The sequence below is a fragment of the Natronorubrum amylolyticum genome, assembly GCF_052040145.1.
GTDB lineage: Archaea > Halobacteriota > Halobacteria > Halobacteriales > Natrialbaceae > Natronorubrum.
The window spans coordinates 161,037-177,318 of sequence record NZ_JBPPFW010000006.1; the positions used below are offsets into that span (position 1 = coordinate 161,037).

Sequence of the window (16,282 nt, forward strand, 5' to 3'; positions counted from 1 at the left end):
CGGCGCTCGAACGGGAGCGACGCGTCAGCGACTCCGCACGCGCTGCAGTCCGGACTTCGCGCTCCGCCAAGCCGGGTAGACGGTGTTGTAGACGCGGGCCGGCGTGTTTCTCGCGCCCGCGTGAAGGATTCGGTGCGAGAGCGGCGACTTCGATTCGGAGACGAGTTCGTCGAGGTCGGCGTCGTCGAGCCACGCGAAAAAGGCCGCCTCGTCGGGCGACGACGGCTCCGTCTCTCGCGTGCGATCGCGGATATCTTCCCACATGTAGCGTTCGTCCTGTCCGAGGATCCACTGACCCTCCTCGATGGCGGTCCGGATCTCCCGGTAGTCCTCGTGTTCGAACTGATAGCCGTGGTCCGTCGGCTCGAGTCCCGAGAGACGCAGGCCGACGGCGGTCCGGTAACACTTCTCACACTCGCCGCAGTTGCCGTCCATCCGGACGTTACAGGTCTGTAACTGGAGCGCCGGCGCTTCCGCCTTGATGTAGTCGGCGATGGCGTCGAGTCGCTCCTGTCGAGTCAGGTCGTAGGAGTCGTGGTGACACTGGGTGCCGGCCCAGCGGACGTGGTCGTCGATATCGGGTCGCGAACCCCACTCGAGGTCGATCCCCTCCCAGTGGGTGGCGGCGACGTAGAGGTCGTCCATGCCGCGCGCGTAGGCCATCGGCGCACAGAGGCCGAGTAATCCGAGCCCGTGGCCGACGGAGCTGTACCAGGCGCCGTCGACGTGGCGCTTGTAGTGAGCCAGCAACATCGGGTGGGCGAGAAACGAGAGCATGTTCGATTCGACGAACGCGGTCTCGAGACCGTGATCGTCGGCGAACGACGAGGCCCGGGACCGAAGGTGGTCCCACTTGTCGTCGTCGGCGGCGTCGGGCGTAATCGTCCAGCCGCGGATACTGATCAGCGTCGGCTCCTCATCACGGTGGCGAACGTACGAACAGGTCGAGTCGACGCCGCCGGTAAAGAGCAGGCCGCTCTCGCCGCCCGCCTCCCGTTGGACGTCGACGGTCTCTTTCGCGTAGAGCGTGCCGCCCTCGAGGAAGTCGTGCATCGAGCACAGCGACGCCTGAACGTCGTCTAACGCCGCGGCGAACGTTGCGTCGACTTCGTCGACGTAGACGTCGGCACCGTTCGCCCACGCGACGGGACAGACCTGCGCGAGAACTGGAATGACGAGAACTGCGTCGGGAACGTCTTCGATCGAGACGTCGTACTCGGTTCGAAACGATTCGCCGGAGAAGAACCGCTCTACGTCCGGAGACGTTCGGACATCACACTCGAGAGTCGTACCGTCGGCGTTGACGTGGTCGATAACGATTGATGACATAGTTGGGTCCAAATCGCGTCACAGTGTCGGTGGTGCACTGTCCGCTGTCGAGTCAACGGAGTACAAACGGGTACAAAAAGCATCAGAACCGTTGATCGTCCCGAATTCGAGAATGCAATCCATAGCGACGGGTTGGAATCGGTAATGAGTGCATACTTCAGAGCGAGAGCAGTTCCGACCGGGGTAGTCAGGACCGGGGGGAGAACGATCGGTGCGACGAGACGCACAATAGAAAGGGGCAACGGCGGGGCGTGAGCGGTTTCGAAGTGGGATGATAGGGGGGCTAACCCGGCCGGATTGATCTTCGAGAGCTGTCGATCGGCTGCGACGACGTCACAGCGGCCGAGCAACCGAGGCCTTCTCCGTGCGCAGAACCGATAGGAGCCGTATAACAAACGTCGCTATCGATGACCATCCGTCCAACACATGCGTATCGCTACTGGACCGGACAGCGCCACTTCTGAGAGCACATGAAACGGTCGACACTCAACGTCACGTTCGCCGTGGGCTTCCTCGCGGTTGCGATCGCAATCCTCGTCGCGAGAGCCAACCCCGCAACAAGCTACGAAGCGTCGATCTATACTGGCACGCCGACGATTACGTGGATCGCGTTCGCGTTCGCGCTCGCGATCGCCGCCAGCACGGCGCTTACCTGCCGGGGTCGCGAACAGGCCTACGGAATCGCACTCGGCGGAACAGCGGTGACGGCAATCGTGGGCCTTCCGGTGATCAGGAACTACCGGTTCTCCGGAATGGGTGACGCGCTCACTCACCTCGGCTGGGCCCGGGACATCATCGATGGGTCACTGGCCCCACACGAGCTGTTCTATCCCGGGTTCCACGCGATCTCGACGGTTTTCCACTACGTCGGCGGCGTTCCGATCGAGCGCGGAATGCTGTTCGTCGTCGCGATCACTTTCCTCCCGTTCCTGCTGTTCGTTCCGCTCGTCGTCCGAGAGATGGGCGGCAGCGGGATGGCGATCGGCGTCGCCGCGATCGTCTCCTGGATGGTGCTCCCCATCAACAACATCGCGACGCACATGGGTATCCACACGAACTCGAACGCGCTCTTCCTGGTGCCCGTCGTCATCTTCGCGTTCCTCGCGTACCTCCGTCGGCGCGCGACGATCGAACGGCTGCCGTTCGGGCTCTCGCCCTTCAGCCTCCTCATCTACGTCACCGGTATCGGGCTGCTGTTCATGCACCCCCAGCAGATGATCAACGTCGTCGTCCTCATCGCCGCGGTCACCGGCGTTCAGTATCTCGCCCGGCGACGGTACGACGATCATCCGATGCTCGATCACCCGACGACGTACGCCCACACAGCCGTTCTCGGCGTCATCTTCACCGTCTGGGCGGCGAGTAACGCGCGGTTCAGAGGGGCCGTCGAAGGGCTCGTCAGCGGCGTCTTCGCAGAAGACGTGGGCGGGAGTGCCGAAGTCGACCAAGCGGAAGCCTCGCTCGGCGAAGTCGGTGGGAGCCTCGGCGAACTGTTCGTAACGATGTTCCTCGACCTCGCACTGATCTCGCTCGCCGTGGGGCTGTTCATCCTGCTGGTGTGGCTCGGCCGGACCAGACTCGATCCCGAGACGAAGTCGTTCGTCAACTACTTCGCGATCGCGCTGATTCCGCTGACGGGGATGTTCTTCATCTACTTCGTCGGCACGCCGACGATGGCGTTCCGCCAGATCGGGTTCATCGCGATCATCCTGACGATCCTGGCGGGAGTTGGGATCGCACGCGCCATCGATGCGCTCTCGGGCGTGATTACGGTCCCAGGTGGGACAGCCGTCGCAGCGCTCTTGCTCGGCGCCTGTCTCGTGCTCGGGCTGATGACGGTGTTCTCCTCACCGATCATCTACAACCCCGGTCAGCACGTCACCGACCAGAAGTTCAGCGGCTACGAGACCACCATGGAACACGGTGACGAGGACGTGCCGCTCGTCGGGATGGGGTACGATCCGTTCCGGTACGATCACGGCATCAACGGCGTCGAAGGACAGGAGAGTCTCAGCGCAGCGACAACCGCCAGCGGCACCGTCGAGCCCGATGAATTCGAAGAGGGCAACTTCAGCGGCGCGTATGGGGGGGTGAACTACAACTTCATCGTGACGGAGTTCGACACCACCCGTGAGCTCGAGGTCTACCAGGAGCTCCACCACAGCGAAGCCGCACTCGAGGCCCTCGAGAAGGACTCGAGTACGAACAAAGTAATCTCGAACGACGAGTTCCGGATGTACAACGTCCAGGGCGACGACTAACTCGGCTCTTTTATAGGTTCTTTGCGCGCGTGTGAAGTGCGAACGTCGTTCCGTTCGGACTCGAGACGGTGTTCGATCATCACCGTTCCCGCTGCCCACTCCGAGCGTCGCTGACTCCCATCTGTCGTTCGACCGAACGCGACGAGGGCTGTCGCGCAGATCGGTAACTCGAGCAGCCGCCGGCGCGGATCGGCAAACGAAGGTGCGAACGCGACCGCGCTCAAGTCACCACTTGCAAGCGATGAACGACCGACGCATGCCGTAGAACCGTGTCGCACGCGAGCGAGGGAACGGGCGTACTGCGACTGCGTGGGGACGGTCGGTGAACGAGCGGCCTTTACGCGTCGCTCGGTGGGCACCGTGGTTTCCCGCAATCGTCAACCCGCGCCACCCGAGACGCGCCCGACGAGTCGCTCGCGAGAATCGACCTCACGAACGAGCCGCGACGAGTGTGAGGAGCGAGGTCGAAGAGCTGTTTCGGAACGACGTGCCAGCGAGTCGTCGCAGGCAGCCCGTCCGTCTTCGACCGATCGGAGCCGTCCGTCGAGCGCGTTCGTCCGCACTGGTTTTGCTGCGTACACAGCAGACGGGGACGAGTCGACGGGCGGCTCGACCGTAACGCCCCGATCGTTCACGCCGTTTCGGACCCGTCCGTGAACGATCAGAACGATCGACCGCCGATTCGCAATACAGGCGGTACACCGGCTCCGAAGCGCAGTAATCATCTATTTCTGCCGAAAACAGTGGCTAACGGACGCCGTATTCCCGCACGCACGTTCACAATTTCTTAGGATAATAACCACGAATTGTGTTACAATATAGAATGTTAGAAAGACATTCTGTAAATGAAGGCTATACTCCCAAGGAAAAGTTTATGAGTGTAAGCCCAGGTTACGAGAGTGTATGGCGCAGAACCCCCGCTCGTCCGAGACGGACACTACGCCGACTGCAGACCGTAACAGTGGCTTACACCGCCGCACATACGTGCGTTCGCTTGCAGCGATCGTGACCGCCGCAACCAGCATCGGTGCGGCCGGCACGGCCGCCGCACAGGACGAGGACGACTACGAAGTCATCGAAGCCGCAAACCAGGAGATCACCGTCGAAGACGGCGAGACCTGGGAGAACAAACTCTTCGACATGACCACCGGGCAGGACGTGACGATCACGACCCTCGGGAGCGACTGGACCATCCGCAACATCGGCTTCGAGGGCGAGAACACCTCCGGAGCCGGCTCCGCGACGTTCGGTATCTCCGACGCCGGCGGCTCGAGTACGATCGAGAACGTCTACCTCGGTGACGGCTCCGACGACCGCAACGGCAGTTCGACCGGTCACGGACAGACCGCGTTCTGGGTCAATCCCGACCACGCGGGTCACATCGACATGCAGAACGTCAACATTCAGGGCTTCGCCGACAACGCGGTCTACGGCTCCGCACCCGGAAACAGCGGCGGCGGAACGATCCACATCGACAGCTGTTTCGCGGCCAACTGTCACGTCTCCCACTTCCGTCTCGCGACAGAGGGGAGCAAGGTGACGAACTCCGGCATCTTAGTCGACGAAGACGGCTACGCGGGCCGCGGCATCTGGGCCTGGGCCCCCGGAACGATCGAGATCGAGGACTGCCAGATCGAGATGAACGGCAACCACACCGCGATCGACGCCGGCGCCAACGGACAGGGAACCGAAGTTCTTGTCCGCGACACCGACTACGACGACCAGGCCGGCATCGTCGAACACGCCGGCTCGTCGGTCCAACTCGAGGGCGACTCGGGAACCGATCCCGAAGCGTTCATCCCCGAGGGCACCCCGACCAGCGCCGAAGACGCTGCTGCCGGTGACGCCTGATCGAGGATACTCGACACCCCGCTGACGCCAGCACCGAACGATCCCCCACCACCCCGCTGACGACTCACCCCTCCACCCCCTCCGACAACTCGACCCCTATCCCCGCTGACGACTCGGCTCCCCACCCCCTCCACCGACCGAGTCCACATCCCCGCTGACGACGGTTTCTTTCATCTCACTGCGACTCACCCCATTACCGGCGACGCCGCTCCATTTCTCGCTGGAACTCATTTTCACCCCCTGACGACGTGTCTGCCAGCTTCGTTGGCGAACTTACTACCGCCCACGCTGCCAGCGACGTTTTTGTCCGTCCCCCGCTACCGTTTCGTTCCGCTTTTCTATCACATTCGGTAGTAACTCCACCGGTGCAACCACCGAACGTGACAGTCACATGCGTCCCCCTGTATCGGTAGTGCGCTCCGTCTTGACCGTCTCTCTTGCGGATAAGTCTCTAGCCGCTGTCAGTCCGGCATCCCGCCGTATCGAACCGTTCAGTCAGTTTCTGCGCCCCTGAACGGACCGAAATTTGCGGTAATACTGTATTACTATAGGGTTAGAAGCGGTCTGGATGCCGTATTGCTGGTAAATTATGATTACTTGGAACGTCGCTCGATCTCACCAATATATAAAATTTCGCGATTATTCGTCAATGGTTTCGTGAAGGAAAATTCAGATTGGAGATATAGTCTGTTAATTTTAAGATAAGTAGAGGAGAAAGTTTATGGTGGTAGTATTAGATTACTCGATTGCATGGCACGCGAATCTTCGGTACCGAATGACGATCGATGCGTCGGCGACGAGCTGTCGTCGACCAGTAATGACGAGACCAGTGAATTACTCGGCCGGCGATCCTACATGAAGTTGGCTGGAGCAACCACCGCGGCGGCAGCGGTATTTAGTACCGGCGCGAGCGCCGACGAGGGCGACTACGACGTCATCGAGGCGCGCGGGCAGGTGATCAGGATCGGTAACGAGACCTTCGAAAACAAGCTCGTCGACGTCTCGAACGGAAACGGCATCACGTTCGTCGTCGACGGTGCGGCAACCATCCGAAACATCGGAATCAGCGGTCTCTACCAGGGAGACGGCTTCATCTTCTCGATCACCGCTCCTCGAGGAACCGTCGAGTTCGAGAACATCTACATCGGCGACGGCGCGAACAAGTCGGGCTCGAGCTTCGTTCACGGTCCCGGCGCAATCTTTTACCACGCCAACGCCAGCGCCGACGTCGTGTTCCGCGAGTGCAACGTACAGGGCTATCCCAACAACGGCTGGTACTGTTCGAACAGCTCCAGGGGCGGGTCCGTTACGTGGGAGCGGTGTTTCGGGAAGAACAACGGCGTCACGACGTTCCGCGCCGCCAGCGGCGGCGACACGCTCCGCGACTGTGTCGCGTACAACGACAACACGGACTACTCGACCGACTACGGCAGCTGGGGCAATTACAACGAGAGCTCCGGCCGCCCGCTGTGGGTCTGGCAACCCGGTGGCTGCACCGTCGAGGACTGTCACTTCGACGCCGGCCAGTACAGCGCGGCCGTAATCACGCACCAGGGAGCGTCGGTCTCCCTCAACGGTGGAGCGGTCTCGGGCGGCACGCAAGGGCGTGTCAACACCGCCAACGCGGGGAGCAGCCCCGACCTCTCCATCCCCGACGGCGTGCCGACCAGTGCGGAGCAAGCCGCGTCGGGCGAGTCGGATAGCGGGAGCGACGGCGGTTCGGAACCCGTCGAGGACGAACTCGAGCACACGCTCCTCTTCGACGGCGACGCGTCGGACGTGACTCGGTACGAGTTCTCGGTCGACGGCGACGTCGAACCGTCGAACTACGAGGGCGCGACGATCGACGACGCGGCCGGGATCGAAGACGCCGTCGCCCACGGCGTCGTCGCCGACTGGCGCGACGCCTTCCGGTTCAGCGGCGACCTCGAAGACCTCACCGTCGACGGGCCGGCGACGGTGTTGCTCGACGACGAAGAGATCGATCCGGCCGACTACGGCGAAGAGCTTCCACACGTCCTCGAGGTCGACGGACGGGGCGAGCCGACGAGCTTCGAGATCACAGTCGACGGCACGATCGAACTCGACTCCGAGGACGAACCTGAAGACGAAGCGACGACGATCTCGGGATCGACCGTCCAGAGTTCGGTCACCGACGACAGCCTGACGTTCCGGTTCTCGGGCGCGCTCACGGACGTTTCCATCATCGACGGCGAAGCCGCGGTCAGCCTCGACGACGAGGAGATCGACCCGGACGAGTTCGGCGACCACGAACTGCTCCCCCACGCGCTGGTCATCGACGGGACCGAAGACGAGGAGCCGAGCGCGTACGCCTTCGAAGCCAGCGGCGCGGTCTTCAAGTCGACGTACCAGGACGCCACGATCGACGCGGACGACGTGATCGAGGGGCGAACCGTTCGCGGCGTCGTCGACGACCACCTCGACGCCTACTGGTTCGACGGCGGCATCGAGGACTTTACGCTCCGCGGCAGAGCGGCGGTTGACGTGCAGTACAACGTCCGGGATCAGTAGTCAACGTCCGGAATCAATAGTCGCCGCCACTCGAGTCCTTCCCGCCGGTCGCTTTCGACGGTTAGGTCAGTTGCGCGATCGCCTACGACGCTCAGGTCAGTTGCGCGATCGTCTCACGCGGATCGATCACGCCGCTAGCCGTAATCAACACGCCCCAGATCGCGATCCCAGCGGCGATCACGCCGAACAGTGCCGGCAGATTCGACGCGTACGGGATCAGCATCATCACCGCGAGACCCATCCCGCCCGCGATAGCCGTCGTCACGACGAGGGACCGAGCGATCCGAACGAAGTCGAGCGAGAGTTCGCTGTGCATGACGTAGACGTTCACCAGCGTGTAGATTCCGAACGTGATCACCGTTGCGACGGCAGCGCCGGTGACCCCGTAGGTCGGGATCATGACGATGTTGAGACCGACGTTCGCGACCGCCGTCGATCCCTTCGCGTACGCCCGCGTTTTCGCCCGACCCAGAAAGTCGAGCCCCTGGGTCGTCACGTCGGTAATCGCCTGGAAGACGACGTAGACCCCGAGCACCTGCAATACCGGCGCCGCCCCGGCATACTCGGCGCCGAAGACGAGCGTGACGGCGGGTTCCGCCACGAGCATCATTCCCACTGCGGCCGGCACGTAGAGCAGGAACATGTACTCGAGCGTCGTCTCGTAGATGTCTGCTGCGTGCTCGAGCGAATCGTTGGCTTTCTCCTCGCCGTACGTCGGCGAGACCGAAAACCCGAGCGAGCCAGCCGGAACGAGCACGAACTCCGTTATCTGTTTGCTCAGCACGTAGTAGCTGACCGCGACGGGGTTGATGAAGAACGCGACCAGGACCGTGTCGATCTGCCTGTCGAGCACGCCGGCACCGTGGGTCGCCGTGAGCGGCACGCTGTACTTCAGCATCCGGTTCCGGAGCGACTTGCTCCCCCCGCCGTCAGCGTACTGCGTGTAGAATCGGCGGTAGAGAAAGACCAGCCCGACGATCGTTCCGAGGAAGACACCGATGATGTACCCGAAGAGCGCTCCGGCGACCCCCAGACCGAGCCCCGTCAGGATGACGACGAACAGCAGGCGTGAGACGTTGTTGATGACTTCGATGATCGCGCTCAGATCGACGCGGTTGAACCCCTGAAACAGGGTCATGTGGTAGGAAAACAGCGACTGGAAGATCAGGTAGCCGACGGCGACCAACATCAGCGTCGAGAGCTCCGGAATGTCGAGGGCAGCGGCGAGCGGATCCCGGGCGACGACGAGCCCGACGGAAACGATCGCGAGCAACACCAGCCGGTAGCTGAGCGAAGAGCGGAGGAGATAGGGGATAGCCGAGGGTTCGGTTTCCTTCTTGTCCGACACGTAGCGGGCGGCCGAGCGGCCGATCCCGAGGTCGGCACCGAGCTGGGCGACGGCGATGACGGAGATGATCGTAAACAACAGCCCGTACTCGTCGTTCGTCAACAGGAATCGCGCGAGCACGAGCATCAACAGCCCGTTCGCGAGGTTGTTCACGAGTCGGGCGCCGAGCGTCGCCTTGAACCCGTCGACGATACGATCAGTGAGCGACATGCACGAGTAGTCGTCGATCGTCGGTGTAATTTCGACACGGGTCACTGCAACGGCACTCGACGTCTCCACCGACCCAGCGTCCGAGCCACGGACGATCGACTGCACCACCAGCGGACTCCGACGGGCGATTCGACCATCGAGCAGGTAGAGACGGTTTCGCTGTCACTGACCTATGCCTACCCGAAGGAAGCCATTGTAATCCTCCACATACCCGATGTTTTATCAGTCATACCGCTGACCGACTGCCGGAGACGGAACGAGCGTGGCAGTGCGAGAACCGATACCACTCTCAGCGGGTATCAGGGCTTCTATCTCACGATTTCAAGCAACCTATGGGATGAAAAGATAGTACGTCGAAGATAACAAAGCAGTACGAGAACAGTTCATCGGGTATGCAAATCGGCTTCTATCACGACGCTGCTGGAACCCGCCACGCCGGTGGAATCGCCGTCTACACCCAGCAGCTAGCCGCCGCACTCAGCCGATCGAACGACGTCTACCTCTACACCCAGCGAGGAGAGCTGTCGTCCGTGCTAACCGAATCGGACGTCACCGTCGTCGAAACGCCGTCGTTCGACGATCACTGGCTCCACTCGATCGATGCGCTGAGTCCGCTCACCGATCAGGACCACTCGAAGCTCCTCATGACGTACTGGGCCGCTCGGAACGACGTCATCGACCACATCGACGACCACCTCGACGTGCTCGTTACCGCCCAGTTCCTCGACGATCTCCTGCTCTCGAATCTGACCGACGTGCCGACGATCTACACCTTCCACCAGTTCTCCGACGTCGGTCTCGGAATCAAACTGCGCGATGCACTCTCCCAGACGGAGCTGATTCTGGCGAACTCCGACGATACCGCCCGGAAGGTGTCGGCAACGTTCGACTACGATATCGGGGAGGTGATCTACCCGGGTATCGATCTGGACCAGTTCCGACCGGACGTCGATCCGGCGATCGGCAGCGACGACCCGATCGTCCTCTTCGTCGGTCGGCTCATCGAAGCCAAGGGTATCGGTGACCTGCTCGAGGCGGTATCGCGTCTCGACGGCCGTCAGGAGCTCCACATCGTCGGCGGCGGCGACGAACGATGGGTGCGACGCCGAGCCCGCTCCCTCGGGATCTCGGACGCCGTCGTTATCCACGGAGAGATTCCCAACGCGGAGCTGCCGTCCTATCACGCCGGTGCTGACGTGTTCTGTTTGCCGAGTCACGACGAGAGCTTCGGCATGGCGAACGTCGAGGCGATGGCGTGTGAACTTCCGGTCGTCACGACCGATCTCGAGGGCGTCGAAACCTACCTCGCTAACGGTGAGAACGGGCTCCTCGCCCGCGTCGGGGATCCGCAAGATCTCGCCGACAAACTAACGATGTTACTCGACTCACCGCGGCTTCGAGAGCGACTCGGTACGCGCGCTCGCAAGGACGTACGGCGGTTCAGCTGGGACGAGCAGGCGCGGGACCTCGAGCAATTCTGTTACGAAACGCTCGACATCGACCCCCCAGCCGACCGACCCGAACCGGAGCCCGTTCCGGGAGTGTAAAACAGGACAGTCGAACCGGAGCCCCTTCCAGAAGTGGAGACGAGATAGCCGAAATCAGAGCCACAGCTCGCGGCGTGAGTTCGAAAGGTGGCTCCCGCGCCTGAATCGGAAACAGATGCTGGCACGCGAACTGCTCCGGTACTGGATGACGGTCGCCGGGAGCCAGTCGGTACTTCGGGAGCCGTGAATAAAAGTCCTTCCTACCCACACCGGTGACGTGAGTCGAAAGAAGAGTCGCGCGCGACCGAACGGACACCGACAATCGCCAGAAAAAACGGAGGTGTTAGCGGCTTCGGACGTTGTACTCGACGTCCACGGTCGCGTTGCCGGTCACCCGGAAGTCGACGATCTCGCCGTCGAACCAGTAGGCGTCGAGCGAGTCGTCGACGCTCCCGGTGACGGACGTTCCCTCGATGGCGTCGCCCTCGTCGACGGACGCGTCGCGGTAGTTCGAGGCGATCACGTCGCCGTCGACCTCGAAGAAGTAGGTCGTCTCGCCGTCCGTATCCGTGCCGTCGATCACGACCGCGTGCGGGAGCAGTTCCGCGTCGCCGATCTCGGCGGGATCGACGCGTTCCTCGTCGACGTAGACGTGCGCCGAGCCGTCGATAAACGTGATGTCGCTGACTGCGCCGGAGAACCGAAAGCGCTGGACGCCGCGTTCGATCGATCCCTCGAGCGTGCTCTCGGAGATGGTCGTCGACTCCGTAGAGTCGTCGCCCGGCATCCGACCGATCGCGCCGTCGACGCTGACCTCGTAGCTCGCGGGCGACCCGTTGCCGACGATCGTCAGCACGTGCGGTTTCTCCGCACCGTACTCGCTCGGATCGACTCGGTCGTCGTTGAGGAAGACCCGTGCCGGACCGTCGACGGTGAGGTTCTCGAGGTCACCGCTGAACCGGAAGGCGTCGCGCCAGCCGGCGACGGTTCCCGTAACCGTCCCGCTATCGATCACGTCTTCGTCGTCGATCGTCGCGCTCCGTTCGTTGGATTTCTCGACCTCGCCGGAGACGCTGAACTCGTAGCGAGTGCCGCCGGACGTGCCGACGCCGTCGACGAGCAGCAGGTTCTCGAGATCAGGCTCGCCGGAGTAGTCGTCGGGGTCGATCTCCTCCCCGTCGAGTTCGACTCTCGCGGCACCCTCGTGAAAGCCGACCTCGAGCAGTTCTCCCTCAAACTGGAAGCCGTCGACGTTCTCGGGCGTCGTCACCCAGCCGACGGCGCTCGTGCCGTCGATCTCGTCGTGGTCCTGCAGGTCGCCGCGTTCGGGATTCGGTTCGATATCGCCGCTCGTCTCGAAATAGTACCTCGTGGGTTCGCCTTCGCCGATGACGGTGAGCGTGTGGTCGGGACCGGTTTCGTCCTCCTCGTCACCGTCGTCGCTGTAGTCGTCGGGATCGATCACGTCGCCGTTGACTTCGACCCTGGCGGCCCCCTGATGGAATCCGACGTCGACGAGGTCGCCGTCGAAGCGGAAGCCGTCGACGTGGTCAGGCGTCGTCACCCAGCCGACGGCGCTGGTGCCGTCGATCTCGTCGTGCTCCTGCAGGTCGCCGCGCTCGGGGTTCCCGGTGATCTCGCCGGTCGTCTCGAAGTAGTATCTCGTCGGTTCACCCTCGCCGATGACGGTGAGCGTGTTCTCGGGAAGGTCCTCGACCGGCGGACTCGAGTCGCCGTCGTCGGAGCGTCCCCCCGAGGCCGCTTCCTCGGCGCTCTCGGGACAGCCCTCGGGGACGAAGTGTCGTGGGTTCCCGGCGTCACCGCTGCCGTCGTCTGTACGAAGGTTCGAAAGCGAGAGGTTCGGATTCCCGTTCGTGACGAGACCGGCCCCCGTCCCATTCGTAATGAAATGACAGTCTTCGAACGTCGCGCTCCCGCCGAAGCGACCCTCCCACACCCAGGCGCTCCGGCTCGCAGTCCGGTTCCCGCTCTTGTAGCTGACGCAGTTTCGCACGCTCGAGCCGTTGTCGGGGATTCGGAACGCGGTGTGATGACAGTCGTTAGCGTAACAGTTCCGGAGGTGAATCGCTCCGCCGCGCCCGTTGGAGTTGGATCCGGGGGCGCTGCCGTAGATTCCGAGGGCGCCGGCGATCGAGAAGTTGACGTTGGTCACCTCGAGTCGACCGCTGTGATCGGGGGCGACCCAGACGACGCCGCCGCGTTCGTTAGAGGAGGCGCGTGGGTCCCCGTCGCCCGCGTAGACGTTTTCGAGCGTCGACGTGTTCCCGCCCGTGTCAGCGAGCGAGAAGAGGTAGTCGTGAGTGTTGTGGTGGAACGTTCCCGTGATGCCGATGTTACGGATCGTCCAATCCGTTCCCTGGGCGACGATGTTGATCGAGTTCCCGTTGCCGAGATCGATGAGTTTGTTCTCCCAGGTCTCGCCGGAGCCGATACGAATCACCTGTCCACGCGCGGTGATCGTCTCGTACTCGCCGCTCGATGCGCCGGCGACGCCGGATGCGGCACCTGCAGCAATCGCCGTCGCACTGGCCAACTTGAGGTACGACCGGCGATCGATCGTGCCGCGTTCGGACCGAGTCGACTGTTCAGTATCGCTATCGCTCGTCTCGGGATCACCTGGATCCCGTACCGGATAATCGCGTGCCATGCGACCGGAGAACGATACTATTGTACCATAAACTTTCTCGCTCAATTATGTACAAGAAATCGTGATTTTCATTAAATAGTGTACAAATCATCGTTCCATTTACCGGTAGAGGAGTAGTTCTTTTACTGCATCGCGTAGAATCTGCTTCGAAGCAGCGATACCGCTATCGGTCAACAGACATACCAAGCCGCCACCGTCCTAGGGGGTGTTCAACGGTCTCGCGTCGTGGAGAATTGATTCGTCAACTGCGAGTCACGCATCACAATCGCTAGCCGAAGGTCGTCTCCTGGTGTGACTCGAGAACGCTCTGCGAGGAGTGAATGTCGTCGACGACGGACGTGATCGCGAAGACCCGGTAGATCGATGTCCGCTCGTGTTCGGCGGCGGCGTCGAGGAACGCCTGTACGTCGTCGGCCGAGAGGACGTCGTCGACCGCGTTACACTGTTCGAGCTGAGTCCGGATACAACCGATCGTCTCGGGATCGACGGTCGACCCCTTCTCGAGCCCGTTGATCGACCGAATAATTGGCAACACCGTCTCGAACAGCCGTGGATACCGGGATAGCAGGTCGTCGACGTGGGCGGCGACCGCGTGGCGAGTCGATGCGACGGGAGCCCGGTAGTCGGGATGGACGTGCTCCGCCGCCGCCGGCGAGAGCTGCTCGAGGAACTCGCGGTACAGGCCGTATCGCGCCTTCTGATCGGCCGGGCAGCTCATAGCGTAGCGGAAAAAGTCGAGCGAGTAGAACGGGGACGTACTCCAAAAGAAGAGCCGGTTGCGGTCCTCGCCTTCGAACAGGAAGTTCACGCCGCGTTCGTAGACGAGGAAGTGGACGTACTTCGAGGCGAGGTCCCGTTCGGGATACGTCTGAATTCGGTCGCGGACGCTCCGTCGGATCTCCTCGGTCGACACGCCCGTCAGCCGCGCGACCTCCTCGAGGTCCAGAAAGGAGTTCTCCTCGATGATGTACTCGACGAGTTGGGACTCATTCGCGAGCGGGCGCGTGGGCGTCAGATCGGGCAACGTTTTGTCCCCGCCGTCGCCGGTCACGTACGTGATTCCTGCGCCGTGGTCCGAACGCAGCTTGCGGAAGAAGTCGAGAATAAACGATGTGAGAAGCCCGATCTGACCGGTCTTCGACTTGATGAGCATGTCCAGATCCTCGCCTTTCGGCGGCTCGATCTGATAGCGATTCCACTCGATATCGAACGTTCGGGCGAGTTTTTCGGCGATCTCTACATCTGAGTCGGCGACGTACGTCTCCGAATCCATCGTCGCCGCGGTCGCGGGCGTCTCCGTCGCGTGATACCCCGCCAGAACGGATCGCGAATCGAGTCCGCCGCTCAGCGAGATGACGTCGCCGTCTCCGTATCCGGATCTGTTCTCACACGCCGTCTCGAATCGGTCCGCGAGTTCGGCTGCGTTACGGGACCGACTCCGGTCAGCAGCCGTCTGCTGTCCGAAATCGAACCGGTGCAACGCGGTCCGCGTGACGACGCCCTCGTCCGGATCGAACGTGAGATGGGTTCCCGGTCGCAGCCGGGTAACTCGTCGCATGAGCGTCCGCTCGCCGAGCGAATAGCCGAAGAGGAGAGACTGCGCGACACCGACGGGGTCGAACTCGGTGTCGTCGAGCGCCTCGATGATGTAGCGAAGTTCTCGAGAGAAGAGGAGCGCGTCGTCGTCGTGGTAGTAGTAAACCGGAAGCCGTCCGAGCAGGTCGTTGCAGAGACCGATTCGCTCGCTCCGTTTGTCGTAGGCAACGAGCAGGAACTCCCCGTCGGTCTCGCGTACCCAGTTGCGGAGATACTCGCTCGAGCCGTCGTCAGCCAGCACGCGTTCACCGACCTCGAGCAGTTCCGACTCCAGCGACTGGCTCTCGCTATCGTACATGCGTCCCTCGAGGTACACCCACAGCGCTTCGGTTTCGACTACCTGCGTCGGATACTCGGGATACGTCGTCGTCCCGGCGGCGTACGCATCCGTTTCGAGAATCGTCTCGGCGCGGTACCGTTCGTCGTGACACAGGGGTTCGAGCGAGTCGGAAAACGATTCGTCAGCCGTCGAATGTCGCGTGCGACCGGAGATACCGACCATGAACGCATCGAGGAAAGACACGTATATTGTAATGTTACGGTTTATGATCAGTAGCGCTCGAATCCGCGGACCGACGCCGACCGACTGGTCCGTTCGCCTCGGTAACCGGACCGATCGAAAGGGGTGCTTACGGGCGAGAGAACCGCCGCGGAGATGGGAATCCGTCGCCGAGACGTCCGTTGCCAGAAACGGACGCTAACGGTGTCGTCTCCCGATAGACGTGGGGAGAAGAGCGTGTTCGGAGGGAGTTTCGTAAAAGTCCGCAGCGGGCTAGTTCCCTCGAGTCGGCTGACTCGAGACCACGGACGAGTGGAGCACGGAGAACGGGTGGTGGACCACCGGACGTGGGGTGGGAGACGTGAGGAGGGAGACGTACGGGAACGAGCAAACGCACGGGAGAAGAGCCAGATCGCATGAACGTTGCCACCCGTCGACGCGGCTGTCGCCGGAGGGACGGTCAGTATCGCCGAAAACGCCGGCACAAATCCGACAGTACAG

8 protein-coding genes are annotated in these 16,282 nt (G+C 62.3%); 4 read left to right on the forward strand and 4 right to left on the reverse strand.

Going from position 1 to position 16,282, the window contains the following annotated elements:
- Window positions 1-24 precede the first annotated feature (24 nt).
- On the reverse strand, window positions 25-1,329 hold the full coding sequence (locus tag ACSFDB_RS20155) for a hypothetical protein (protein ID WP_440772684.1): 1,305 nt from the start codon (window positions 1,327-1,329) through the stop codon (window positions 25-27).
- A 470-nt stretch (window positions 1,330-1,799) separates the two neighbouring features.
- Between ACSFDB_RS20155 and ACSFDB_RS20160 the strand changes: the two genes are divergently transcribed.
- The 3 genes from ACSFDB_RS20160 (at window position 1,800) to ACSFDB_RS20170 (ending at window position 7,973) form a co-directional block, all read left to right on the forward strand.
- On the forward strand, window positions 1,800-3,590 hold the full coding sequence (locus ACSFDB_RS20160; RefSeq protein ID WP_440772685.1) for a hypothetical protein: 1,791 nt from the start codon (window positions 1,800-1,802) through the stop codon (window positions 3,588-3,590).
- A 903-nt stretch (window positions 3,591-4,493) separates the two neighbouring features.
- On the forward strand, window positions 4,494-5,441 hold the full coding sequence (locus ACSFDB_RS20165) for a hypothetical protein (RefSeq protein ID WP_440772686.1): 948 nt from the start codon (window positions 4,494-4,496) through the stop codon (window positions 5,439-5,441).
- A gap of 750 nt (window positions 5,442-6,191) precedes the next feature.
- Window positions 6,192-7,973, forward strand: coding sequence for a hypothetical protein (locus ACSFDB_RS20170; protein ID WP_440772687.1), 1,782 nt, complete (start codon window positions 6,192-6,194; stop codon window positions 7,971-7,973).
- 91 nt (window positions 7,974-8,064) lie between these two features.
- Here ACSFDB_RS20170 and ACSFDB_RS20175 read toward each other — a convergent pair whose 3' ends face one another.
- On the reverse strand, window positions 8,065-9,531 hold the full coding sequence (locus ACSFDB_RS20175; RefSeq protein WP_440772688.1) for a flippase: 1,467 nt from the start codon (window positions 9,529-9,531) through the stop codon (window positions 8,065-8,067).
- Between the two features lie 392 nt (window positions 9,532-9,923).
- Here ACSFDB_RS20175 and ACSFDB_RS20180 point away from each other — a divergent pair, with 392 nt between their 5' ends.
- A complete protein-coding gene (locus tag ACSFDB_RS20180; protein ID WP_440772689.1) occupies window positions 9,924-11,078 on the forward strand; it encodes a glycosyltransferase family 4 protein in 1,155 nt (384 codons plus the stop codon).
- A 283-nt stretch (window positions 11,079-11,361) separates the two neighbouring features.
- On the opposite strand, the gene ACSFDB_RS20185 is transcribed toward ACSFDB_RS20180, so the two are convergent.
- Window positions 11,362-13,686: a hypothetical protein gene (locus tag ACSFDB_RS20185; protein ID WP_440772690.1), complete on the reverse strand. Its 2,325-nt coding sequence runs from the start codon at window positions 13,684-13,686 to the stop codon at window positions 11,362-11,364.
- 268 nt (window positions 13,687-13,954) lie between these two features.
- Window positions 13,955-15,805 carry an asparagine synthetase B family protein gene (locus tag ACSFDB_RS20190; protein ID WP_440772691.1) on the reverse strand — a complete coding sequence of 617 codons (1,851 nt, stop codon included), beginning with the start codon at window positions 15,803-15,805 and terminating at the stop codon, window positions 13,955-13,957.
- Window positions 15,806-16,282: the final 477 nt, after the last annotated feature.